27 protein-coding genes and 1 pseudogene are annotated in these 22,218 nt (G+C 68.5%); 12 read left to right on the top strand and 16 right to left on the bottom strand.

The window, feature by feature from the left end; translation table 11 throughout:
- The first annotated feature begins 63 nt into the window (after positions 1-63).
- Entirely contained in the window at positions 64-795 is a 732-nt protein-coding gene (locus tag ACFVSU_RS06605) for an alpha/beta fold hydrolase (RefSeq protein ID WP_387139793.1), read from the top strand.
- A 37-nt stretch (positions 796-832) separates the two neighbouring features.
- On the opposite strand, the gene ACFVSU_RS06610 is transcribed toward ACFVSU_RS06605, so the two are convergent.
- The 3 genes from ACFVSU_RS06610 to ACFVSU_RS06620 all read right to left on the bottom strand — a co-directional run bounded on the left by ACFVSU_RS06610 (position 833) and on the right by ACFVSU_RS06620 (position 3,751).
- Positions 833-1,504: a class I SAM-dependent methyltransferase gene (locus ACFVSU_RS06610; RefSeq protein WP_387139796.1), complete on the bottom strand. Its 672-nt coding sequence runs from the start codon at positions 1,502-1,504 to the stop codon at positions 833-835.
- 76 nt (positions 1,505-1,580) lie between these two features.
- Complete coding sequence (locus ACFVSU_RS06615; RefSeq protein WP_387139799.1) at positions 1,581-2,612, bottom strand: alpha/beta fold hydrolase; 1,032 nt, start codon at positions 2,610-2,612, stop codon at positions 1,581-1,583.
- Positions 2,613-2,683: 71 nt separating this feature from the next.
- Positions 2,684-3,751, bottom strand: coding sequence for a winged helix DNA-binding domain-containing protein (locus ACFVSU_RS06620; RefSeq protein WP_387139803.1), 1,068 nt, complete (start codon positions 3,749-3,751; stop codon positions 2,684-2,686).
- A gap of 197 nt (positions 3,752-3,948) precedes the next feature.
- On the opposite strand from ACFVSU_RS06620, the gene ACFVSU_RS06625 reads away from it, so the two are divergent.
- Positions 3,949-5,649 (top strand): hypothetical protein, encoded by a 1,701-nt coding sequence (locus tag ACFVSU_RS06625; protein WP_387139806.1) that lies wholly within the window; start codon positions 3,949-3,951, stop codon positions 5,647-5,649.
- Between the two features lie 27 nt (positions 5,650-5,676).
- On the opposite strand, the gene ACFVSU_RS06630 is transcribed toward ACFVSU_RS06625, so the two are convergent.
- Positions 5,677-5,847: a hypothetical protein gene (locus tag ACFVSU_RS06630; protein ID WP_387139810.1), complete on the bottom strand. Its 171-nt coding sequence runs from the start codon at positions 5,845-5,847 to the stop codon at positions 5,677-5,679.
- Positions 5,848-5,905: 58 nt separating this feature from the next.
- On the bottom strand, positions 5,906-6,433 hold the full coding sequence (locus tag ACFVSU_RS06635) for a DUF1269 domain-containing protein (protein WP_387139813.1): 528 nt from the start codon (positions 6,431-6,433) through the stop codon (positions 5,906-5,908).
- Positions 6,434-6,645: 212 nt separating this feature from the next.
- Between ACFVSU_RS06635 and ACFVSU_RS06640 the strand changes: the two genes are divergently transcribed.
- From ACFVSU_RS06640 to ACFVSU_RS06650, 3 genes are read left to right on the top strand one after another with little or no spacing between them, the layout of a single operon-like run.
- Positions 6,646-6,984, top strand: a complete 339-nt coding sequence (locus ACFVSU_RS06640) for a helix-turn-helix transcriptional regulator (RefSeq protein WP_045297775.1) — start codon at positions 6,646-6,648, stop codon at positions 6,982-6,984.
- Between the two features lies 1 nt (position 6,985).
- Positions 6,986-7,648, top strand: a complete 663-nt coding sequence (locus ACFVSU_RS06645; RefSeq protein WP_387139817.1) for a dihydrofolate reductase family protein — start codon at positions 6,986-6,988, stop codon at positions 7,646-7,648.
- Positions 7,645-8,106, top strand: a complete 462-nt coding sequence (locus tag ACFVSU_RS06650; RefSeq protein ID WP_375870848.1) for an SRPBCC domain-containing protein — start codon at positions 7,645-7,647, stop codon at positions 8,104-8,106. The genes ACFVSU_RS06645 and ACFVSU_RS06650 overlap by 4 nt, the downstream gene beginning before the upstream one ends.
- Before the next feature lie 45 nt (positions 8,107-8,151).
- Here the strand turns inward: ACFVSU_RS06650 and ACFVSU_RS06655 are convergent, their stop codons facing one another.
- The 5 genes from ACFVSU_RS06655 to ACFVSU_RS06675 all read right to left on the bottom strand — a co-directional run bounded on the left by ACFVSU_RS06655 (position 8,152) and on the right by ACFVSU_RS06675 (position 10,546).
- Complete coding sequence (locus tag ACFVSU_RS06655) at positions 8,152-8,421, bottom strand: hypothetical protein (RefSeq protein WP_045297779.1); 270 nt, start codon at positions 8,419-8,421, stop codon at positions 8,152-8,154.
- 84 nt (positions 8,422-8,505) lie between these two features.
- Positions 8,506-9,078 (bottom strand): class I SAM-dependent methyltransferase, encoded by a 573-nt coding sequence (locus ACFVSU_RS06660; protein ID WP_387139821.1) that lies wholly within the window; start codon positions 9,076-9,078, stop codon positions 8,506-8,508.
- A 167-nt stretch (positions 9,079-9,245) separates the two neighbouring features.
- Entirely contained in the window at positions 9,246-9,845 is a 600-nt protein-coding gene (locus ACFVSU_RS06665; protein WP_387139824.1) for a nuclease, read from the bottom strand.
- Complete coding sequence (locus ACFVSU_RS06670; protein WP_387139827.1) at positions 9,842-10,210, bottom strand: SdpI family protein; 369 nt, start codon at positions 10,208-10,210, stop codon at positions 9,842-9,844. The genes ACFVSU_RS06665 and ACFVSU_RS06670 overlap by 4 nt, the downstream gene beginning before the upstream one ends.
- 120 nt (positions 10,211-10,330) lie before the next feature.
- On the bottom strand, positions 10,331-10,546 hold the full coding sequence (locus tag ACFVSU_RS06675) for a hypothetical protein (protein WP_387139830.1): 216 nt from the start codon (positions 10,544-10,546) through the stop codon (positions 10,331-10,333).
- Between the two features lie 174 nt (positions 10,547-10,720).
- On the opposite strand from ACFVSU_RS06675, the gene ACFVSU_RS06680 reads away from it, so the two are divergent.
- Positions 10,721-11,362, top strand: coding sequence for an LON peptidase substrate-binding domain-containing protein (locus ACFVSU_RS06680; RefSeq protein ID WP_387139833.1), 642 nt, complete (start codon positions 10,721-10,723; stop codon positions 11,360-11,362).
- A gap of 59 nt (positions 11,363-11,421) precedes the next feature.
- Here the strand turns inward: ACFVSU_RS06680 and ACFVSU_RS06685 are convergent, their stop codons facing one another.
- The 3 genes from ACFVSU_RS06685 to ACFVSU_RS06695 all read right to left on the bottom strand — a co-directional run bounded on the left by ACFVSU_RS06685 (position 11,422) and on the right by ACFVSU_RS06695 (position 15,222).
- Complete coding sequence (locus ACFVSU_RS06685; protein ID WP_387139835.1) at positions 11,422-13,458, bottom strand: ATP-dependent helicase; 2,037 nt, start codon at positions 13,456-13,458, stop codon at positions 11,422-11,424.
- Between the two features lie 90 nt (positions 13,459-13,548).
- A complete protein-coding gene (locus tag ACFVSU_RS06690) occupies positions 13,549-14,274 on the bottom strand; it encodes a Type 1 glutamine amidotransferase-like domain-containing protein (protein WP_387139838.1) in 726 nt (241 codons plus the stop codon).
- 195 nt (positions 14,275-14,469) lie between these two features.
- A complete protein-coding gene (locus tag ACFVSU_RS06695; protein ID WP_387139841.1) occupies positions 14,470-15,222 on the bottom strand; it encodes an SDR family NAD(P)-dependent oxidoreductase in 753 nt (250 codons plus the stop codon).
- A gap of 348 nt (positions 15,223-15,570) precedes the next feature.
- Between ACFVSU_RS06695 and ACFVSU_RS06700 the strand changes: the two genes are divergently transcribed.
- Both ACFVSU_RS06700 and ACFVSU_RS06705 read left to right on the top strand, forming a co-directional pair.
- Positions 15,571-15,906, top strand: a complete 336-nt coding sequence (locus ACFVSU_RS06700; protein ID WP_387139844.1) for a hypothetical protein — start codon at positions 15,571-15,573, stop codon at positions 15,904-15,906.
- Positions 15,907-15,970: 64 nt separating this feature from the next.
- Positions 15,971-16,321: a metallopeptidase family protein gene (locus ACFVSU_RS06705; RefSeq protein ID WP_387139845.1), complete on the top strand. Its 351-nt coding sequence runs from the start codon at positions 15,971-15,973 to the stop codon at positions 16,319-16,321.
- A 96-nt stretch (positions 16,322-16,417) separates the two neighbouring features.
- On the opposite strand, the gene ACFVSU_RS06710 is transcribed toward ACFVSU_RS06705, so the two are convergent.
- Positions 16,418-16,927, bottom strand: coding sequence for an RNA polymerase sigma factor (locus ACFVSU_RS06710; RefSeq protein WP_387139848.1), 510 nt, complete (start codon positions 16,925-16,927; stop codon positions 16,418-16,420).
- On the bottom strand, positions 16,924-17,517 hold the full coding sequence (locus ACFVSU_RS06715; protein WP_387139851.1) for a hypothetical protein: 594 nt from the start codon (positions 17,515-17,517) through the stop codon (positions 16,924-16,926). Before ACFVSU_RS06715 ends, ACFVSU_RS06710 begins: the two co-directional genes overlap by 4 nt.
- Positions 17,518-17,769: 252 nt before the next feature.
- On the opposite strand from ACFVSU_RS06715, the gene ACFVSU_RS06720 reads away from it, so the two are divergent.
- The 3 genes from ACFVSU_RS06720 (at position 17,770) to ACFVSU_RS06730 (ending at position 20,528) form a co-directional block, all read left to right on the top strand.
- Entirely contained in the window at positions 17,770-18,822 is a 1,053-nt protein-coding gene (locus tag ACFVSU_RS06720; RefSeq protein ID WP_387139854.1) for a hypothetical protein, read from the top strand.
- Between the two features lie 362 nt (positions 18,823-19,184).
- Positions 19,185-19,826, top strand: coding sequence for a nitroreductase family protein (locus tag ACFVSU_RS06725; protein WP_387139857.1), 642 nt, complete (start codon positions 19,185-19,187; stop codon positions 19,824-19,826).
- A 117-nt stretch (positions 19,827-19,943) separates the two neighbouring features.
- Positions 19,944-20,528 (top strand): VOC family protein, encoded by a 585-nt coding sequence (locus ACFVSU_RS06730; RefSeq protein WP_387139860.1) that lies wholly within the window; start codon positions 19,944-19,946, stop codon positions 20,526-20,528.
- 148 nt (positions 20,529-20,676) lie between these two features.
- Here ACFVSU_RS06730 and ACFVSU_RS06735 read toward each other — a convergent pair.
- Positions 20,677-21,185: pseudogene (locus ACFVSU_RS06735) on the bottom strand (GNAT family N-acetyltransferase).
- A gap of 154 nt (positions 21,186-21,339) precedes the next feature.
- On the opposite strand from ACFVSU_RS06735, the gene ACFVSU_RS06740 reads away from it, so the two are divergent.
- Positions 21,340-21,921, top strand: a complete 582-nt coding sequence (locus tag ACFVSU_RS06740) for a GNAT family N-acetyltransferase (RefSeq protein ID WP_387139863.1) — start codon at positions 21,340-21,342, stop codon at positions 21,919-21,921.
- Positions 21,922-22,218 lie beyond the last annotated feature (297 nt).

Raw genomic sequence — 22,218 nt, forward strand, 5'->3', positions numbered from 1 at the left:
GCACACGACGCGACTTTGATCATCCGCAGCCGCCTGGGGGCGGCGCAACAGATGGGAAGTCGAATGTCAGAGAGCAAGCCGACGATCGTCCTCGTCCACGGTGCGTGGGCCGACGCCTCGAGTTGGAACGCCGTCAGCGTTCCGCTCCAGGCCGAAGGGTTCACGGTCCTCGCCCCACCGAACGAGCTGCGCGGACTGTCGTCCGACGCGGCGTACATCGCGTCGTTCCTCGCGCAGCGGACGAGCGGGCCCGTCGTGCTCGTCGGCCACTCGTACGGCGGCGCGGTCATCACGAACGCCGGCGCACACGGCGGTGACGTGAAGGCGCTGGTGTACGTCGACGCGTTCATCCCCGACGAGGGCGAGACCGTCGTCGGCATCCTCGAGGGATCGGGTTCCGCCCTCGCGGTCGCCGATCCGACCACGGTCCTCGATGTCGCGGGCTACCCGGGCGCTCCGGAGGGCGCGGCCGAGGCGTTCCTCAAGCCGCAGACCGTGCATGACGCGTTCGCACAGGACCTCCCCGAGGCCGACCGATGGACGATCGTCGCGACGCAGCGTCCGGCCTCCTTCGTCGCGAACGTGACGCCGTCGGCCGCGCCGGCGTGGAAGACGATCCCGAGCTGGGCCGTGCTCGGCACCGAGGACCGCGTCATCCCGATCGACACGCAGCGCCGCATGGCGGAGCGCGCCGGCGCCACGATCACCGAGGTCGACGCGTCGCACGTCTCGATGGTGTCGCAGCCGGCGGCGACGCTGGAGGCGATCCGCGCGGCCGCGGCCTCGATCGGCTGACCGCCGTCACCACGCACGTCGCCGGTATCGCACGCGGTCACGCCCGTGCGATGCCGGCGATGTGGGTGTTGAACGGGAGGAACGGGGTCCGGATCCGGTACCGCTCGATCGTCACGCTCTCGAAGCCGGCGGAGCGGACGGCCTGTTCCAGATCGCGTTCGCACGAGCAGCCCTCGAACGTCCACGCCCACGGGCGGCGCAGAATCCGCTGCGCGGCGCGGGTCGGCGTGCCGTCGGGGGCCGCGACGTGCTCGAGGAAGCGGAACGTGCCGCCCGGGCGCAGGATGCGCCGGATCTCGGCGAGCACGGCCCCGGGATCCTGCACCGAGCACAGCACCAGCGACGAGATCACGCTGTCGGCACTGCGGTCGGCGAGCCCCGTCTCTTCTGCCATGCGTTCCCGCAGATCGAGGAGCACACCATGCCGCTGCGCCGCGTCTCTCAGCGGGCCGTGCATGGGTCGATTGGGTTCGATGGCCACAAGCGTGCTGCCCGCGGTGAGGTACCGCAGGTTGGCGCCCACCCCGGAACCGATCTCGACGACCTGGCGGGGAAGGTCCGCGAAGATGCGCTGCTTGTGTCGGCGCAGGTTGCGTTCGAGGTACGGGTCCATCACGCGAAAGAACGCCGCGTTGAACGCGCCGCGCAGCGTGTGCTGCGGGAACTCGAACGCCGCGGTGCGGTCGTCGGCGGTCGTGGTGTCGGCCATGTCTCCTCCTGAACTCAGGCTGTCGCTTGAGACCAGCCTGGGCCGCGGCATCCGTGTCGACAGGCGGGGAAGTACCTCAGTTCGACGGCGCAGAGCCCTCGCGCTGGGCGACGAACCAGGCGGCGATCTGTGCTCGCGACGTGAAGCCGAGGCGCAGCCGGATCCGTTCGACGTGCCCCTCGGCGGAGCGCTCGTCGATGCCCAGCGCCTGCGCGATCTCACGGTTGGTGCGGCCCTCGCTGACCAGAGCGGCGACCTGCGCCTGCCGCGGAGTCAGATCCCGCGGCGAGCGCCGCAGGCCGCGCATGCCGAGGAACCGGCGGATCGGCGCCACGACGGCGTGCGCATCCCCGATGTAGGGCAGATGCGAGCGACCGGGCAGCACGACCAGAGTCGCGTCGGGGATGCCGCCGGCCAGGGCAGCGGCCTCCGCCACGGGGGCGGTGCGATCCTCGGCCCGATGCACGACCAGCGTCGGGGCGCGGACCTGCGCGAGGAGGTCGCTGATGTCGAGGCCGTAACTCAGCGCGAGAAGGGAGCGGGCGGTCTCGGCGGAGGACGAGGCCCGCTGATACCGGCCGAAGTCCTTTCGCATCGCGGACGTCGCATCCGGCGCGAAGATGTCGGTGAGCACATCGGCACCCAGCCCCCAGTGCGACTCGACCAGCCCCAACACGTGATCGCGCACGTCGGGCGTGGAGATGTTCGCGCCCGAGACCCATCCTCCGTACAGCACGAGCCGCCGCACGGTCTCCGGATGCGCCGCCGCCCATGCGACCGCGACGAGCGCTCCCATCGACGTCCCGACGACGTCGAACGGCTCCGGACCGACGAGATCGGCGACTGCCGCCAGCTGCTCGAGCTCGTACTCCAGGGAGGGCGCGCGACCGGATGACACAGACAGCCCGCACCCGGCGCGGTCGTAGCGCACGAGCCGGCAGCCTTCGGCGAGGCTCTCGTAGAAGGCCCGCTCCTCCGGCATCTCCCAGCTCAGCTGAAGATGGCTGAGCCACCCGCCGACATACACGAGCGGGCGCCCCTCGCCGACCGAGGCGTACGCGACCTCGGTGCCATCAGCCGTCGACACGCGACCGATGCGTTGCTGCACACGCCCATTATGACGACGCGTCTCCTCCGCAGCAGCGGGATCGATCGCGCCGCATCACGCCGCCGGAGACTCTACGGCTCTTGCCACGTCAGGCGAGGCTCGAGTTCGAGGTAGCGGGCGCAGCGGGCCGCAGCATCCTGAATCGCGTCCTCCTCGTCGGGAGCGAGGCGCCGCAGCCTGCGGATCTCGAAGGTCACCGCCCGCTTCGTGAGCGTGCGCTTCATCCCGGCGACGACCTGCCCGTCGACGAGCGCCATGCCGATCGCGGTCTCGCGCCCTCGCGACAGCAGCCCGTCGGCATCGAGCACCCAGCGCGAGTCCTGATAGCCGCGATACATCTCGTCGAGCACCTGCAGGAGGTGGCCTTTCGGCGAGACGGATGCTGCAGGCCGGCCGGGTGCGTGCCAGTAGGTCCGGTCGTCGTGATCGAACGACTCGAGTCGGTCGGCGGCACCCGCGAGTCCGCGGCGGGCATCGGTGAGGGTGAGCGTCGCCCAATAGGCGAGATCGCGTGCGGTGGCGGGTCCGTGAGAGGTGAAGTAGCGCACCGCGAGCTCGACGAGCGCCTCGTCGCGATCCAGCCGTCGCGGCGCGTCGACGCGGTCGGAGAACAGCGCGTAGGTGTGCTCGCCCTCGCGCGGAACGCCGCTGCAGATCTGGGCGTGCAGCTCCAGATGGCCCGCCAGGAGCATGAGCTGCATGCCCGTCAGCTCGTATCCGCGCCGCGCCAAGGCGTCGGCGAGCTCAGCGCGGGTGCGATCGGGAGACGCGGCGAGGAGTTCGAGCACGGCGTCGGCGACGACGCCCAGGCGATCGCCGAGCGGGACGAGCTGCTGATCCACGACGGGCAGCACCCGATCGCGGGTCAGCTCGAGGAGCCACAGCACGTCATCGGCGTGGACGTAGTGCCAGGTCGGACGAAGGACGTGCGTCCTGAGCACCCGCCCGCGCTCCAGGAGCCCGGCGAGGTCTGACTGCTGCGGGTGGCGCGTGCGCGTGGCGACGGCCCACGCCGACTGCGACGGATTCTCCGCCTGCACGGCGAGGAGCGACCGCACCACCTCTTCCGCACCGTCGACGGGTGCCGCGAGATGCTGCGAGTGCAATCGCCAGCGTGCGATGTCACGATCGGTGAGCACGTGACGAGCGTATGCGCCAGGGTCGATGGTCGCCATCGCGAGTCGACACCGAGACGAAGCCACCGGCCTGACCGGGGCATCGAGACTGCCCGTCCCCTATACTCCACTGAAGTATCCCCCCAAATACGACGCTGTATTCCTCAGATACGTCGACGTATCCCCGAAGCGGGCCCCACCCGCCGTCCATCGGAGTGCATGTGGTTCGAGTGCAGCCGAACACGCCCATCAGCAGCGATGCCCCCACGCGGGCGGCCGTCCGCGCCGCACAGCGGCGGCGGCGGTCCCTGCTGCTGCTCGGAGTGATTCTCGTCCTCGTCGTGGCGATCGCGGTCGTCCTCGGCATCTTCCTCACGCGCGGAACAGGCGGTGAACCCGAACAGGAGCCGGCGTCGACGAGCGGGTGTCTGCCGTCGAGTCTGCGCATCACGGCGGATCCCGCGCTCGCAGGAGCGCTCGAGGCGATCGTCGCCGATCTGCCGTCATCCGGCTCCGACTGCCCCGACGTGACGATCGTCGCGGAAGACAGCGCCGCCACGGCCGCGGCGCTGGCCGCCGGATCCGCGCCCGACTTCGACGTGTGGGTGCCCGACTCCGCGATGTGGCCGGCGCGAGCGGCCGGCCAGGCGGAACTCACGGGTGTGGACGCGGCAGACCTGGTCGTGGGCGCCACGGTGGCCAGCACTCCGGTCGTCTTCGCGGCGACCGAACCCACGGCGGCGGCGCTCGAGTCGGCGGGCGCGGGGTTCTCGAGCCTCGCGGGCCGCGCGGTCGCTGCCGTGCTGCCGGATCCGTCGACGGTTGCCGCAAGCTCAGCGGCGCTGCTCGCGCTGCAGACCGCGGTCGGCGGGGACGCGCGCGCCTTCACGGCGCTTGTACTCGGCCTCGACACCGGCGTCGTCCCCACCGCCGCCGATGCGCTCGCGGCCGTATCCGCCGCCACGACCCCGACGATCGCCGTCACGACAGAGCAGGCGCTGCGGAAGTACGGCCAGGAGACCCAGACCCCGCTCGTCCCCGTCTACCCGGCCGACGTGAAGCCCGCGCTGAGCATCCCCGTGGTGACACTCGCCGAGGCTCCGACCGACACGCTCGAAGCAGTGGAGATGCTGACCACCGCCATCGCGGAAGGAAGCGATCACCTCGCCGAGTTCGGATTGCGCGACGCGGCAGGCGAAACACCGGACGCGGCGACGGATGCTGCGGGCTCCGGCGCGCCCGCTGAGCCCATCGACAGCGCCAACCAAGCTGAAGCGCTGCGCACCTGGCAGATGCTCACGGCGCCGTCACGGATGCTGTCGCTCAACGACGTCTCGGGCTCCATGCTCCAGCCGGCGACCGCCGACATGCGGCGCATCGACCTGTTCGAGCAGGCTGCCGTCCGTGCGGTCAACTCGCTGTCGGACGACTCGTCGCTCGCGACCTGGGTGTTCTCGAGCCGGCGGATCGGCGGACAGGACTGGCAGGAGATCGTCCCCTTCGGCCCCCTGGGCGATCCGGCGCACAAGCAGCGCACGATCGACACGGCCAACGGGCTCGACAGCTTCGTCGGCGGCGGCACCGGCCTCTACGACAGCGTGCTCGCGGCGGTGCAGTACATGCGCGACACGTATGTCCCCGGACAGGTGCATCTGGTGCTGCTCAACACCGACGGGGTCAACGAGGACGATGAGGGGCTGGACCTGCCGGAGCTGCTCGCGCAGCTCGAGACCCTGCGGGATCCCGCGAAGCCCGTCGCCGTCATCGCGATCGGCTACGGACCCGACACCGACCAGGCCGCTCTGGAGCAGATCGCCGCCGCCACGGACGGCGCGGCGTATCAGGCCTTCCAGCCGACCGACATCGGCACCGTGCTCATCGACGCGGTCACCCAGCGCGGCTGCCGCCCGAACTGCGGCTGAGGGCCGCGGTTCGGGCGGCGGCGGTCGCTAAGACTGCGCCGGACGGAGGGCCGCGCCGGTGAAGTAGTTCACCGCGCCGTGGGCGTCCTCGACGCCGAAGACCCACTTGCCCGAAGGCGTTGCCCGAACATCGATGACGATGCCGCGTGCGTTCGTCGTGAAGACATCGTCACCCGGCTTGAAGACGGTATCGGTCATGCCTCGGATGCTACGGGCGGCAGGTCTCGGCTCGCCTCCCCCGTGAGGAGGATTTCGTCTAGGAGTTGATCTGCTCGACGACGTCGTCCGCCGAATCCTCGATGGCCTTGCGCAGCTTCTCGTAGTCGTCCGCGTCGATCGCCTTGCTGATGCGCTTGTCCGACCGCTGAAGCGCCTTCTCCACGTTGTCGGCCCAGCGATCGTCGACCACGGCAACGACCGCCGAGGTGCCGGGTGCGAGCCACTCGTCGACGTCGACGCCGAACTGCTTCTCCTCGCGATTCTTCTTGATCTTTCCGAGGATCGCGCCGATGCCGGCGCCGACCGCGGTGGCCGCGAGCAGCGGCGGCGCGAACAGGCCGACGACCACGCCGGCGCCGGCACCCCAGGCGGCGCCCTTGCCGACAGACTTGTCGCCGTGCTCCTTGACCTGGACCTTGCCGTCCTTGTCGCGGACCAGAACGACCGCGCCGATGATCTCGTAGCCGCCGGCGTCTTGGCCGCTTCGGAGGGCCTTGTAGTCGTCCGACGCGGCCGCGGTGTCGTCGTACGAGCCGACCACCAGTGCGAGGTTCTCCGTACCCATCGATCTCTCCTTCGGTTGAACTCAGAGGCGACCGGCCGGCCGCTTCCGGACTCTGGGTCATCAGGGTGCTGTGATCCTATTGCGGGCCCTGCACGCTGGCGAGGCCCCGGCGGGTGAATTCTCGGGGTCCTTCGGTCGAGTCCGTTGCGCAACCCGCACCCTCGCTCGGCCGACGATTGACGAGCACCGATCCGTGAGGAATAGTTAGGCATATGCCTAACTATTCCGGAGAGCTGGATGCTGTGCTCCGAGCTCTCGCGGACCCCACCCGCCGCGCGGTCGTGGAGCGTCTGGCGAAATCCCCCGCTGTCGTGTCCGACCTGATGGCCCCGTTCTCGATGGCACTGCCGTCGCTGCTCCAGCACTTGCGGATCCTCGAGGACGCCAGAGTCGTCACCTCGAGCAAGCAGGGGCGCGTCCGGACCGTGAGCCTGCGACCGGGCGCGCTCGACGTGCTGCATCTCTGGCTCGGCGAGCAACGAACCTCTGCGGAACGCCAGGCGGACCGCCTCGGCATCCACCTGGCCCGCACCACCCCGAAGGAGATCTGAAATGACCCGCGTTCGCGTCGACCTGTTCTCGTCACTCGACGGCTACACCGCCGCGCCCGATCCCGAGGCCGACAACCCCATGGGCGAGGACTGGGGTCCCCTGACCGCGGCCTATGCCGCCACGCGCACCTTCCGGCAGAAGGTCTTCGGCGACACGAGCGGCGCGGGAACCACCGGGATCGACGAATCGTTCGCCGCCTCGTTCTTCACGGGCGTGGGCGCCGAGATCATGGGCGCGGCCATGTTCGGTCTGCACGCGTACCCAGATGACCCCGATTGGAAGGGGTGGTGGGGCGACCAGCCGCCGTTCGGTTACCCCGTCTACGTGCTCACGCACACCGCGCCGCGGCCGTCGATCCCGATGGCCGGCGGGACGACGTTCGAGTTCCGCACCGGCGCCATCGAGGACGTGCTCGCCGAGGCGACCACCGCCGCCGGCGGTCTCGACGTCCGGGTCGGGGGCGGTGTGCGCACCGCGCGCGAGTTCCTCCGCGCCGGACTCGTCGACGACCTCCACGTCGCGATCGCGCCGATCGTGCTCGGCCGGGGCGCCCGGGTCTGGGACGACCTTCGGGGCCTCGAATCCACCCACCGGGTGCGGACCCAGGTCGCCGAGAGCGGCACGATCCACGTCACCTTCACCCGCGGGGACAGCGCCCGATGACGATCGACCGGCGCCTCGCCCACTCCGGCTTCACCCTCACCCGCGAGTACCCCGCGCCCGTCACCAGGGTCTGGCAGGCGTTCGCCGACGGGGAGCAGAAGCGTCGCTGGCTCAGCGACGGGGACGCGTTCGAGTCCGGCGAGTGGACGTTCGACTTCCGCGTCGGCGGCCGCGACATCGACGAGGCGAAGTTCCACGGAGGCCCGCTCTCACGGTACGAGGCCGTCTACACCGACATCGTCGAACACGTCCGCATCGTCACGACCTACGACATGTGGCTCGATGGCACGCACATGTCCACGTCGGTGGCGTCCTTCGAGTTCGAGCAGGTTGCGGGCGGCACCAGGCTCACGCATGTCGAGCACGGCATCTTCTTCGACAGGTTCTGGGCGGACGGCCCGAACCGCGAAGAAGGTACCCGGGGCCTGCTCGAAGCGCTCGCCCGTCACCTCGACTAGCGTCGGGGCGGCAGGATGCTGCGTCCTCGCGTCTTCGGACGAGACCTACCAGACGGTCCCGCCGCCGATCGAGATGCCGCCCCACGTCAGTGCGATGAAGATGGCGGCGAAGACGACCGGCGCGATGCCCGTACCGCCGCGTGCGAGACCCTTGAGAAGGCCGATCACGGCGAGGACGGCAGCGACGATCGATAGCCCTCCGCCCAGAATCAGCCCGATGAACAGCGGGATGGGCATGAGCACGAGGCCGGCCAGTGCGAACCAGAACGCGGCCCAGGCCGTCGGGTTGGAACGGCGTTCGACGGAGGAGGACATGGCTCCATCATCGCGTGCGCGGCAATCGCACGAGGCACGCGGCTCACCGCGAGCACGAGAATCCGGGTCCGTGGCCCCCTGGCCTCAGTCCGCCGGAGGGAGCCGGGCGAGGATCGCTCCGTGGGGCCGGGGCTTCGGGTGACGACCGACCCGGGTGTGGGTCTCGATGACTTCGAAGCCGACGGCCCTCAACTCGTTCGCCAAAGCCTTTGGCGGCCAGCGGTACGCGGTGATCACGGCGTGATCGAACGGCTCCACAGCGTCGCCGATGAAAAAGCCGACAAGGAGGGTCCCGCCCGGGTGGAGCACTCGAACGAACTCTTCGAGTGCGGGCCGCATGGCGCTCGGTTCATGGTGGATCAGCGAGTACCCCGCCAGGATCCCCCCGATGCTTCCGGCGGGGTCGGGCAGAGTGTCGAAGCTTCTCTGTTCGAAGGCGACGTCGGGGTAGGTCCTCCGCGCGTGGTCGACGAAGCTGCCGACCTGGTCCACGCCGCGAACATCGTGGCCCTGCGCGGCGAGGTACGCCGTCCAGTGCCCGGGGCCGCATCCCGCGTCCAGGAGCGGACCGCCGGTCTGCGCCGCCCAGGTGGTGACGAGCTGCAGGTCGGACGGGTGCACGGAAGAGATCGAGCTGAGCCGCTCGATGTAGTCCACGGCTCGACCCGAGTATGCGGCTTCGACGTTCGAGGGCATGACGGGAGACTAGGCCAGGTCACCATCTCCCGACACCGATCCGTCTTCGGTGAAAGAATGGCCCGTGCTCGATCGACCTGAGATTGTCTGGATCTCGCCCGTCGCCGAGCGCGCCGCTGGCGCGGTTCTCAATCCAGAAATGTGGTCGGGTCGAATTCGCCGATCGGGATCACCCGGATCCGGGACAGAGGAGCGTCGAAGACCCGCGCGTCGTACTCGAGGTCGAACTTCTCCAGCCCGGCGAGCGAGTTGAAGCCGACGTTTCGGAACTCTGCGAATGAGACGACGCCGACTCGCCGCGGTGGACCGATCAGGCCCGCGATGTCCTCGATGAAGTCGCCGTCGTGGCTGACGAGCATCACGTCGGCAGAACGACTGTCGAGTGCGCGCAGTGTGCGCTGGATGGCGATGTCGACGACCTTCTCGTCTGGCTCGCCGGACAGCGGGACGACGATGTAGTCCATCGCCTTGAGCGCCTGGACGAATGCCATCGGGATACCCGATGACGCGTTGAGGAAGAAGACGCCCCGCGCCGCCTGGGCCCACTCTCTTCCTGCGAATGCGAGGAGTCGATCCCACCGCGGCCGCTCGTCCGGCTGCGGCCGCCGGTTGAGAATCGAAGTTCCGAGCGTCGCGTCGATGTTCTCGCCGTCCACGAGCACCCATGTTGTTCGAGAGTCTGCCGCTGACAAATCCGTCTCCTTCGTGAGCACTTCAGAGCGAATCATATGTGGCGCAAGGACGCGGCCTTCGCGGCCACGCTGCCGACTCGAGCCCCGTAGGCGACGAATCCGAGCATGCCGACAGCGGCGACCAGCACCCCGAGCGTCACCACGGGCATGGGAACGGGGATCAGCGCGAATACGCCACCGAGGACACTCACAACTCCTGAGCAGACCGTCGCGCGTCGCGCTCGTACATGCGCGGCCAGCCAGGCTTCCTCGCTCGCCATCGTGCTCGGAATCCGGATCCCGGCGAGTTGATTCCGCTTGAGACGCCCGGACGCCGCCGCATTCGCCATCCAGATCAAGAGGACGCCGGCGCCCACCATGACGACGAACAAGACCAGCCTCGCCACCCACTCGTTCTCCACAGCTTCGACGCTATCCCGCGCCTCCGCCACTCGATGCCCTCCACGGCAGTAGGGTCTCACCTCACGACTGCCGGCATAGAGGCGCCCCAGTCCGAGTGTCGCCGCCCTCATGCACAGTGCCTATTCGGGACGTTTCTCCACCCAGGTCACCATGAGATACGGACTGTAGACGAAGACGACGGTGTCGCTCTTCCAAGGGATTTCGATCAACCCCCTGCCCGCCTCCATCGCCGCGACGATCTGCGAACGAACCGCCTCCCACTCGCTCACGTCCGTGAAGCGGAACCTCCTGTAGGCCGTCTCCGGCCCGATGTACAGCGTCACGTCCGATGCCATGCAACGGACTCTATCGACGTCACGCGCCATCGTTGATGGAACGCGACTGCCGCTGAGGCGACGGTCGGAGACGACGTTCACGCGAGCCTCCTCGTGCACCGATTTGCCTCACAGCGAACTGCGATCGCCCACGGCGCCGCTCCGACAACGCATCCGCCTGATTGACTGGTGCCTATGGACGCCATCGCGATGTTCCCGCTGGGCAGTGTCCTGTTGCCGTACACACCGCTGGTGCTGAGGGTGTTCGAACCGCGATACCTCACCATGATCGGGCGCCTGCTCGACGTGGAGGATCCGGAGTTCGGGGTCGTCCTCATCGAGCGGGGTCTCGAGGCAGGCGGTGGGGATCAGCGCTCCTCCGTCGGCACCATGGCGCGGATCCTGCAGATCGAGGCGGGCGCCGCGGACCTGTACGTGGTCGCCGTCGGCGGGGAGCGGATCATCGTCGACCGATGGGGTGAAGAAGACCCGCACCCGGTGGCCGACGTGTCGACGATGGCCCCGCTCGTGTGGGACGAGGCGCTCACGCCACTCCACCGCGAGGCCGAGCAGGTCGTGCGCCGCCTCGCGGCGCTCGCCTCCGTCCTCGATGAGGCTCGATGGGATCCCGGGACGGACCTTTCGGAAGACCCGGTGGAGTCGTCCTGGCAGCTCGCCGCGATCGCTCCGCTGGGCGAGTACGACCGGTTCCGACTGCTGAACTCGACCAGCCTCGGCGGCCTGCTGCGCGGCACCCTCGACCTGTGCCTCGAGGAGGAGCCAGCGCTCATCGCGCGCGTCGCCGATGCGCGCGACGCGGGTGCCGGCAACCCCTGACCAAGGCGGCGCAGGAGAACAACACGAAACTGCGTGCGTCGCCCGACTGCCGACGGAGATCAGGCGAACAGTTCGTCGAACGCGTCCGTACGCACACGCGGAGCCGCGACGGCCCGCGTGAGCGCCGGCTCGGGGGTGACGGCGGCGGTGCTGACCGGCTCCATGAGAGCGCGTGCGGTCTCGGTCAGGAATCTGCTGGGCTTGGCGGCGACGTGCTTGGCCAGGAACGCAGTGGGGTGCGTGGGCAGCTGCGAGGGTACGTACACGTCGAGGGTGTCCCGTGCACGGGTGAGCGCAACGTAGAAGAGGCGCTGCTCCTCAGCGAGGCCGGCGCGCGAGGTGAGCGCCATGTCCGAGGGCATCGCGCCATCGTTCGCCCGCATGAGGTGCACCGTGTCCCATTCCAGGCCCTTGGCGGAGTGGATCGTCGACAGGGTCAGCCAGTCCTCGTCGAGGTGTGGCTGCTTCGCCCAGTCGCCGGCGACGTTCACCGGGTCGATCGCCTGCTCGCTCACGAACATGCGGAGATCGCTCTGCCCGGCGGCGGCCTGCGCGATGCCGTCGACTTCGGTCACCCGACGGTGCCAGTCCGGGTAGTGCGCGCGCAGCAACGGGTCCACCGCGCCTCGGCACGCCTCGACCAGCTCCGGCACGGCGGTCGTGGAGTCGACCGTGCCAAGCAGCGACAGGGTCGACGCGAGCCCTGTGCGCGCCTTCGCCGGTGCCGCCGCGACTGCGTCCGCCGCGCGATCGACGCCCCCGTCCGCAAGGATCTTCGCCAGTCCCCGCGCACTCGCCTTGCCGATCGCGCGGTGCCGGGTGAGCAGGCGATACCAGGACACCTCGTCCGCCGGATTGAGCACCACTCGGAAACTCGCGAGCAGGTCGCGCACGTGCGACGTCTCGAGGTAGCCGATCCCGCCGAACTTGTGAAACGGGATCCCCCGCACCTTGAGCTCGACCTCGAGCTGCGCGCTGTGGGAGCCGGTGCGCATCAGCACGGCCTGCGAACGCAGGGGCGTGCCATCGACGTGCGCGACGAGGATGCGGTCGGCGATCGTGCGGGCCTCGTCGTCCGCGTTGCGGCACGTGACCAACGTCGGCCGGCCGCCCGGCTGCGCACGGTCGGCGACCAGCTGCAACCTCAGCTCGCCCGGCCGCACCTGGTTCGCGAGGTCGAGGATCGGTTGCGTGGATCGGAAGTTGCGTTCGAGGCGCACCAGCGTGGCGTCGGGGTACGCCTCGACGAGTTCGAGCAGGTGCCCGGCGCTCGCGCCCCGGAAGGCGTAGATCGCCTGTGCGTCGTCGCCGACGACCGTGAGCCCGCGACCGTCGGGACTCAGCCCGCGCACGATGTCGACCTGAAGCTGATTGACGTCCTGGTACTCGTCGACCAGCACCCAGTCCCACCGCGCGCGCAGCCGCGCCCCGACGTCGGGATCGGCGACCAGCGCCCGCCAGGCGATGAGCAGATCATCCAGGTCGAGCAAGCCGCGCTCGCGTTTGCGGGCGCGGTAATGACGCAGCAGGCCGGCGATGGCGTCGGCCTGCTCGAGTGCCCACGGAAACTGCTCTTCGATGACGGTGCGGGCCGGGGTCGCAGTGTTGATCGTGCGGGAGGCGATGTCCGCGATGGTCCGGGTCGCGGGCAGGCGAACTTCGGTGCCGTCGAGCCCGTGCTCGGCGCGCAGCAGGTCGATGAGATCGATGACGTCGTCGGGATCGATCACCGTCACGTCCTCCAGCCCCAGGTGCTGTGCGTGCTCGGCGACCATGCGGTGCGCGACGGCATGGAACGTGCCCCCTGCGATGCGCTGCGCAGCCTGCGCGTCGCCGCACATCACCGCAGCGCGTGAGAGCATCGCGGACGCCGCGCGCCGGGTGAACGTCAACAGCAGGACGCGTTCCGGCACGACCCCGGCCTCGAGCAGCCGCGCCACCCGAGCAGTGAGCACGCGCGTCTTCCCGGTCCCCGCTCCCGCGGCGACCACCAGCGGCCCCTCACCGTGTTCGACTGCCTGAAGCTGTGCCGGATCCAGTCCGGCAAGCGCATCACTCACTCCCACGCAGGTGACGGTAACGAGAACCCCGGACATTTCAGCCAGCGGCCGCCAGCCCCGCGTGGCCTGTCGAAATCCGCGAAGGGTGGGAGATCTCTCGCAGAGGCGAGCGACGCGGGAACGCCCTCAGATGCCGAGCGTGGAGACCAGCACGCCGCCGTCGGTCGGCAGCACCCGCCAGACGCTGCCTTCTCCTTCGACCCGGAGCGTGCTGTCACCCACGATCAGGGCCGTGCGCTCGTCGATGCCGAGCCCACCCGCGACCATCCCCGACTCGACGGCCGCGACCAAGCGGGACAGCATGCCGCGCTGGGCCACGTGCACCTCGATGGCCACGTCGACGAGGCCGATGCCGGCCTCGATCTCCAGCTCGTCGCCCGCTTCATCGGGGTCCTCCGGTGAGACGACCACGCCGCCGATGCGCGAGCCGCCTCCGAGCGACCCCTCCGCGACGATCATCGCACCGGCCGAGACGCCGAGGTACGGCACACCGCCGGCAACCAGCCGACGCAACTCGCTGAACACCGGCTCCAGCCCGGCGCGCACGTCCTCGACGACGCCGCCCCCCACCGCAATGCCGTCGACGTCGGCGATCGCGCCTGGCCCGATCGGCTCGCCGTGGCGCCCCGCGGTCAGGTGCACGTCGATCGCGGATCCCGTTGCGGCCTCGGCCAGAAGCTCGCCGAGCGCCGCCGCCTTCTCCGCTGCCTCGGGGTGCAGGGAGATCACCGCGATGCGCGGCCGCGAGCGACCCGCGTCGGCTGCTCGCGCCACCGCTTCAGCGACGAACGGCGCATAGAGCCGGGCATCCGCAGCCGTGGTCGCGCCGCCGCCGATGAGGTGCACGCTCACGCGACACCACTCCCAGCGGTGGCAAGCGATGGTGCCGCATCGCCGAGCTGGTCGCGACTGAGGATTCCGTCGACGCCGGTGCCCGCGTCGTTCGCATCGAAGGTCATCCGGAGAGCCTACGCGGGCCGGGGTCGAGCCCGGGGACCAGCGCACACGTGCGTGCACGCCGATCACCGATCGGAAGCGACCGGTCCCTCAGCGGATGGTCCACCCGCCGTCGACGACCAGCGTCTGGCCGGTGACGAGCGACGCCGCAGGAGAGCAGAGGAACAAGACCGCTCCAGCCACCTCTGTGGGCTTCCCGATCCGATGCAGCGCCGCGATCCGGTCGATGACGTCGGCGCGGAACGCGGGGTCAGACAGCGCGTCGGCCGTGCCGTCGGTTTCGATGAACGTGGGAGCGACCGCATTGACGCGGATGCCCCGGTCACCCCACTCGACCGCATGGCAGCGAGTCATATGCAGCATCGCTGCCTTTGCGATGCAGTACGACGACTCGCCGGGCAGCGCCACGATGCCTGCTTGCGATGCGACATTCACGATCGCGCCCCCGGACGGCATCGAGCGCGCGACGTGCTGCGAGAGGAACAGCGCCGAACGGACATTCAGCGACCACACCGCATCGAAATCCGCCTCCGTGACGTCGATCGCCGGCGCATTGATCCCGCCGCCGGCGTTGTTCACCAGGATGTCGAACGCGCCACCCTCCGATGCGGCGTCGACCGCTGCTCGGGCCTCATCGAGCCGCGTGACATCGAGGGCGATCGAGGATGCGGAACCGCCCTCAGCCCGAATCGCCCGGAGTGGCTGATCCGCGCTTTCCAGATCACGGACGCCGAGGACCACGTGGGCGCCTGCGGCCGCGAGCGCGTGCGCGATCGCAAGACCGAGACCACGGTTGCCGCCTGTGACCAGCGCTCGCCGGCCGGTCAGATCGAAGTACTCCATGTCGCTCCTCAGTCATTCCCTCCGAAGCCTGTCCTCGAGTGCGCGACGCGCACCGGTGATGGCGTTGTCGTCAGCGGTAAGAGATCACCGTCACACTGTCGCTGAGCCGTGTGCGCTTCCCGCCCGCCACCTCCTCGTCGGGGAACGTGAACGTCCCTGCTTCGATGCGAGTGCCTGTCTCAAGTGTGCTTCCGATACCCCAGCCCGCCCCACATCCCGTGTGCTCCCAGTGCCGCCGGCACGAGCTCGACGATCGGCTGATCCTGAAGCCGGGCTGGAACCGGCGCTCCCCACGGTAAGTCGTTCGGGACACCGGTCGGACTTCGGCCGCTGGGTACAGTGCTGCCCATGGAACAGATCCCGCCCCCGCGCCGCCAAATCCGCCTGTTCCCAGACTATTCGCGCGACTACCCGCTCTGGGAGAACTCGACACCGACGTGGGACGCGGGCTACGCCACGACGCCCGAGACCTATGGACTCAGTCACGAGCTCGGTCAGGACCTCGCCGGATGGCAGGCCTTCTTCGAGGAGCACGCCGACCCGTTCGACGGGTGGGACAGCGACGCAAACCTGCAGCAGTGGTTGCGCGACGGAGAGTGGCTCGCCCGTCGCCTCGAGGAAGAGGTCCAGGACTTCGCCGACGTGAAGCGGGAGTTCGGCGTCTGGCACGACACCAGATCGTGAGCTCGCGGTTGCTCAGACGGGGCCTCGCGCGTGCACGTGCGGCAAGCCGCGCACAATAGGTCCCATGGTCGAGATCTCCGACGCGGACTTCCAGGCGATGGTCGCCGAAGAGTACGACGCTCTGCCCGAAAACATGGTGAGAGGTCTCGAGAACGTGGCGATCCTCATCGCGAACCAGCCCGCGGGCGAGCGGCCGCGGCTGTTCGGGCTCTACAGCGGGCGCCCGCTGAAGACACGTGGCGTGTACGGCTACGGGGAGCTCCCCGACCGGATCACTCTTTTCAAGAACAACATGCAGGAACACAGTCCGGATCTCGATGCCCTTCGGGCGCGTGTTCGGATCACCCTCGTGCACGAGATCGGACACTACTTCGGGCTGGATGACGCACGCCTGCGCGAACTCGGGTGGGCCTAGAACGCGGACGCGCTCGCCGTCTGGCGCGCTCCGGTCTGCAGCTGAGGACATCGCCGTGGCTCGACACCTATCGCTGCCGAACGTGACCACACCGGCCTACGCGGTTGCACCCCCGGCCGACGCGGCCGCTTCCACGCCGAGCGCCGCACGCAACTCCTCCTTCGCCCTCGCGTAGCGGCTGCGCGCAGTGGACGACGGGATGCCGAGCAGATCCGCAGCCTCCGCGAGACTGAGTCGCTCCCAGTGCACCAACCGCACGAGTTCCGCACGCTCGGGGTCGAGCCGCGCGATCGCATCGCGCACCTCAGCGCCCTCGTCCGCGGCAGGCGATACGCGGTCCGTTCCTTCCGACGCCCGAATGCGGTCAGCGAGAGCCCATCGACGACGCTGACCGCGCGCGTGGTTGAGGAGCGTCGCGCGTGCGATGCCGAACAGCCACATACGCGCACGCTCGGGATCGTCCGGCAGATCCTCCGCCCTGCGCCACGCGACGACCATCGTTTCGCCGAGCAGGTCGGGAGCGTCATCGAAGCCGACGCGCCGCTGCAGATAGGCCAGGAGGAACGGGGATGCCGCGGCCAAGGCGGTCTCGAGGGCACGCGTCACCACTGCTCGCCCTCGCAGTGCACCTGGCTGCTGCTGTTCGTGACGCTTCCTTGGCCGAACCCGCGCGTGCCCAGCTCCACGTAGAGCGCCTCGCTCACGGCCAAGTCGACGGCACTCCAGTAGTTGAGATCGGGCAGGCGCGGATCTGTGACGGGTTCCGGTTCCTTCGCCTGCGCGTCTTCGATCACGTCGAGGTACTTCCCCATCAGCGGCTCGACCTCTGCCGACAGGTCGGCCTTCGCGAACCATTCGTCGATGACCCGATCGAGCTCGAATTGTCGGAAGGGGTTTGCGGCGACGAAGTTGCCCTGCCGCAGTTCGCACTGGCCCCAGGTCGGCGAGGTGTACGTGTAGCTGCGGTTCGACTCCATCCCCGCGCCCCACAGCCACGGCGAGGACGCGGTCGCGATCCCCGCGCCGCCCACGAGCACGAGCGAGAGGATCGCCGCGGCGATGCCGATGCGCCGGCGCCGCGGGGGTTTCGCCTCCTGCGCGGCGGAGGCGATCATCGCCTGCAGGTCGACGGGATCAGCCGAGCGGACGGTTGGCGCGGAGCGCTCGAGCAGAGCGTCCAGGGGATCGGGGGTCATGGCGCCTCCAGATGGGAAGTGGTTCTACTCCGTACCTGTCCGGCACACGCTGGTTCGTCCACACCAGGATCCAGCACTCCAGCCCCAACTCCTCGAAGGGAGGAATCACAGTTTGCTGGGCCTGCCATCGCCATACCGGGAGCGGTACCATGACGCGCAGGCGCTCCGCGGGGGGCGAGCGCAAGTCGCGACAGCGGCAATCAGGCTCACAACGCGTCGCGGCGAGTCATTTTCTCTGCATTTGGAGCAGTGATGACCGACACGACGAATGGAAAGATCGCCCACCAACAGCAAGCCCAGGATGAGCAGCCGGACTTCATCACGGCGGCCCTGAAGACCCACCGCTATCTGCGACTATCGTTCGTCTTCGCCGTCGCAGCCCTCTTCATCGGCGTGATCATCGCCTCGGTGGCCGGCGGCTACGTGAAGGGGTCGATCAGCTACTACTACTGGACCCCGGCACGGAACGTGTTCGTCGGCGTCCTGATCGCGGCATCCCTCGCGATGCTCGCCCTCAACGGCCGAGGAGGTGCGGCGAAGATCCCTCTGGGAAGGCGGACCCTCACAATCCCCAGCCCCTCGACGCTGCTCGATTTCGCTGCGATCTTCGGACCGCTCATCGCGATCGTGCCCACTGACGTCAAGGCCACTGAGCAGGGTCTGACCACGTTCACGTGCGAGGGCGAGGAGCAGAGCTGCCTGCCGAAGGCCGCATTTCCCGAGGTGCAGAACGCGGTCCTCACCTACATCCTCACCCTCGTGGTGGTCGTCGTGGTGATGCTGATCGTGCAGCGCAAGGAGAAGCGGAAGCGGTTCGCACTCCTTGTCCCTGTGACCGCCGCCGTCACCGCCGTCGCCCTCTTCCTCTTCACCTTCGTGGCGAACGGCGCGTTCCCGTATTTCCGAATCGGCCCGTGGAGCTTCAGCATCCACTACATCGCCACGTTCCTGTTCTTCGCCGCGTTCGCCACGGTGGTCTGGATCCGCGGCATCCGCGACAACGACCCGGAAGACCGCACCCCGGCGACTGACACCCAGAAGCTCTGGTACAAGATCCTGGCGATAGCGATGGCCGCCGACATCCTCTTCCTTGTCGGGCTGGCCGTTGTGGCGCAGTTCGGCATCGAAGACGCGATCCCTGGCTTCCCGGAGGTGTTGTTCGGCGAGGCGATGGGGCTGACCCTGTTCGCCGTCTTCTGGGCCATGCAGACGCGACAGCGATGGAACGAGCGCATCACCACGCTTCCGGAGCCGGGGACGGCTGCCGCAGCGCAACTCCGCCAAGATCTGGCGACCGCGGCGTAGCGACGTTCACCACCCTCGGCACGCCGATCGGGCGCACTCAGACCAGTCGTCGCGCACGCCGACTGAGTTCGATCACGGTCCCCACCAGACCGGTCCGGCGCCGAGCGACCTCCCAGGTGCGCAAGGTACGGTGATGGGGATAGGCGAACTTCTCATTCGTCTCGCCCCGGGCCGTGTGGTAACGGTCGGGGCTTCCTCTTTGTGTGTGCGGATCTGCGAGTCAGCGCCAAAAGCCGCGGGCCCATCGGACACGCGACGCTTCGGCGTACGGATCGAAGCCGGGTCCCTCTCTGCGACGCCCCATGACATCTCGAGGCACAGCAGAGGGTCGAGGAGTTTCCGACGGCAGATACCGTCGGGCTATGAGCGACCGACTTCCGTTGAGCCCCGACGAGCTACTGACCACGACCCGATCCGTGCGGCGACGGCTCGACCTTCAACGTCCCGTCCCTGTCGAGATCGTGAGGGAAGCAATCGAGGTGGCGCTGCAGGCGCCGACAGGAAGCAACGCCCAGACATGGCACTGGATCATCGTCACCGACGTGGAGAAGCGCCAGGCTATCGCCAGACTGTACGCGCGCTCGTTCGCCCGGTATCGCGCATCCGGTTCTCGGACTTACGCCGACCCGACGCGCCAGGCGGTTCAGCAGCGGGTGTCATCGAGCGCCGACTACCTGGCTGAGCACATGGGGGAAGTCCCGGTCCTCGTGATCGGTGCCATCTTCACGGGGGCCGAGGAATTCGAGCCCGGAAGCCAGGCCGGTCTGTGGGGGTCGCTCCTCCCTGCCGCTTGGAGTCTGCAGCTCGCGCTGCGGGCTCGCGGCCTCGGCAGCGCCTGGACGACTTTGCACCTCGCGTACGAGCGCGAGATCGCAGAGCTGCTCGGCATCCCGTCGACCGTGCGCCAAGGCGTGCTGCTTCCCGTCGCGTACACCGTGGGAACCGACTTCCGACCCGCGCATCGCGCGCCGCTCGACGACGTCCTCCACATCAACGGCTGGTGAGGCTCAGGACGTCATCCCCGAACGCGGTGACCGATGCCGGTCCTTCTGGTGGGAACCGAGGACCGACGCTGTCCTGATTGTCTGGCAACGTTGAGCAGACGAACGAAGGAGGTTCCCATGTCCACGCTGCCGTCCCGTCCCATTCCGCCAGCCCCTGCCGGCTCGAACACCGTGAACTCGTTCATCATGACTGATGATGCTCTCGGTCTCATCGCCTTCGTCGGCGCCGTGTTCGATGCCTTCGAGAACCTCGACGCCCGCACGGCTGACGCCGACGGGCTCGTCCTCCACTCCGAGATCCACATCGGCGACTCCCTCCTGACCATCGCCGACCGCAAGCCGACTTGGCCTTACACGCCCGCGTTCACGCGCGTATATGTCGTCGATGCCGCGGCCACCCTCGAGCGCGCCGTCGCACAGGGCGCGCGAATCGTCACAGAGCCCACCGAATTCTGGGGCGATGTGTTGTCACGTTTCGCCGACCCTTTCGGCCACCTGTGGTGGGTCTACCAGCACACTCCGGCGGAGCAGGGATGGGATGCGGCACCCTCCTCCGACGACTCGCCGACTGCCACCGACGGATGGAATGCCGACGAAGCCGGCGAGTCGTGGGAGAACTTCGCCACACCCGAACTCGACTACATCCACGCCTCGCTCATCGCTGCGATGGCAAGTTTGCGCGATCCACGCGGGACCCACTGACCTCCTCCCTGCGTCGAGGTAACGCAGGCGGAGTCGTGAGCGCCCTTTCGGACGTCCGCGACGAAGCCGGTGAACGGAGGTTCCCCACGTGAAGCGATGGTTTCCGGCATCAACGGTGTGCGCGCAGCGCGGTCGGCAAGCCGGGTCATCAGGCGAGCAACAACGGCATGCTCAGAACCCGGCGGACCGTCCCGTTGTTTCCTCGATCCTCGTCTTCCCGGCGCATCCCGATCTTCTCCGCCACCCGCATCGACGCGTGATTCTCGGGGTGGACTATCGCGATGACTTCCTCGGCTCCGAGTCGGTCTCTTGCGAAGTCGCGGCACGCGGTGGCCGCCTCCGTGGCGAGCCCCAGCCCTTGCCAGCCGGGCAGGACGTGGTAGCCGATCTCGAGGCGCAGGGTTCCGTTGACGTCCTGCCAGGTGAGCCCACACTCCCCGACGAACTCCCGGCAGTGGTTTCGATGATCCACAGCCCGTGCCCGTACTCGGCGTAATTCCTCAGGTTCCAATCGATCCACGATGCCGTCTGTTCCCGAGTCTTAGGGGCGGGATAGAACCGCATGACCTCGGGATCCCCGAGAAGGCCGGCCATCGCGGGCAGATCGACCGGAGCCATCTGGCGAAAGCGCAGGCGCGGAGTATCCGACGGGAGCATCCGTCGACCATAACGAAAGCGTCCAGCACCGCGCGGTCGGGCACACCCGCGCGACTGTCGCGGTCGGAGTTTCCTCGCATGATCGCATGGGCGTCCGGCGTCGCCCGATCATCCGCCGCTGTCCGCGCCGCTACGCGCCCGTTAGCGTTTGTACATGTCCGTTCAGGTGCTCCCCGCCACTGGCAGATGGGACGACTTCGCCACCTTCATGGTCCCGCGCAAGCCGGGCGCCGGCGGATGCGTGTGCATGTCGTACCGGGACTCGCGGCTGGGGATGCCGGAGCGAATCGAGTACATGCGGGCAGAATGCTCGACGAGTCCGGGCCCAGGAGTCCTTGTCTACATCGACGATCAGGTCGCGGGCTGGTGTTCGGTGGCTCCGAAATCCACGTACCGGCGGCTCATGAACTCGCGCACGATCCCGCACTTGGACGAGGAACGCGAGCCCTGGTCCATCGTCTGTTTCGTTGTCCGGGGCGGGTTTCGCAAGCGCGGGCTCATGCACGACCTGCTGGCCGGTGCGATAGAACATGCGCGGACGGGCGGCGCGACGATCGTCGAGGGGTATCCGGTCGATACCGGCGAACGGGTCGATCAGATCAGCGGCTACGTCGGAACAGTTCACCTGTTCGAAGCCCACGGCTTCGTCCGGATACAGGCGACGGACGCCCACTCCGGTGGCGCACAGCGCTGGGTCATGCGACGGGAGCTCGCACCGGGCGACCGGCCGAGCTGACCGTTGGTCACTTCATGCCGTCGGTTCAATGGCAGTGATCCACCGACGGCTTGCTGATCAGAAGGGGCTCAACCCCACCCAGAAAACACGAAAACCCGCGGAACTCCGCGGGTTTTCAATGCTTACTGTCTCAACACAGTGCGCGCCCGAAGGGACTCGAACCCCTAACCTTCTGATCCGTAGTCAAGCGGGAACCGCTGCCGGCCGCCTATGAACACTGGGATCGTGACCACCGGTTCACACATTGGTGCACACATCCCCAACCCTTACCCTGGCGACCTAACAAGCGGGGAAGGC

The sequence above is a fragment of the Microbacterium sp. NPDC058062 genome (assembly GCF_042885375.1).
In the GTDB taxonomy this organism is placed as follows: domain Bacteria; phylum Actinomycetota; class Actinomycetes; order Actinomycetales; family Microbacteriaceae; genus Microbacterium; species Microbacterium trichothecenolyticum_C.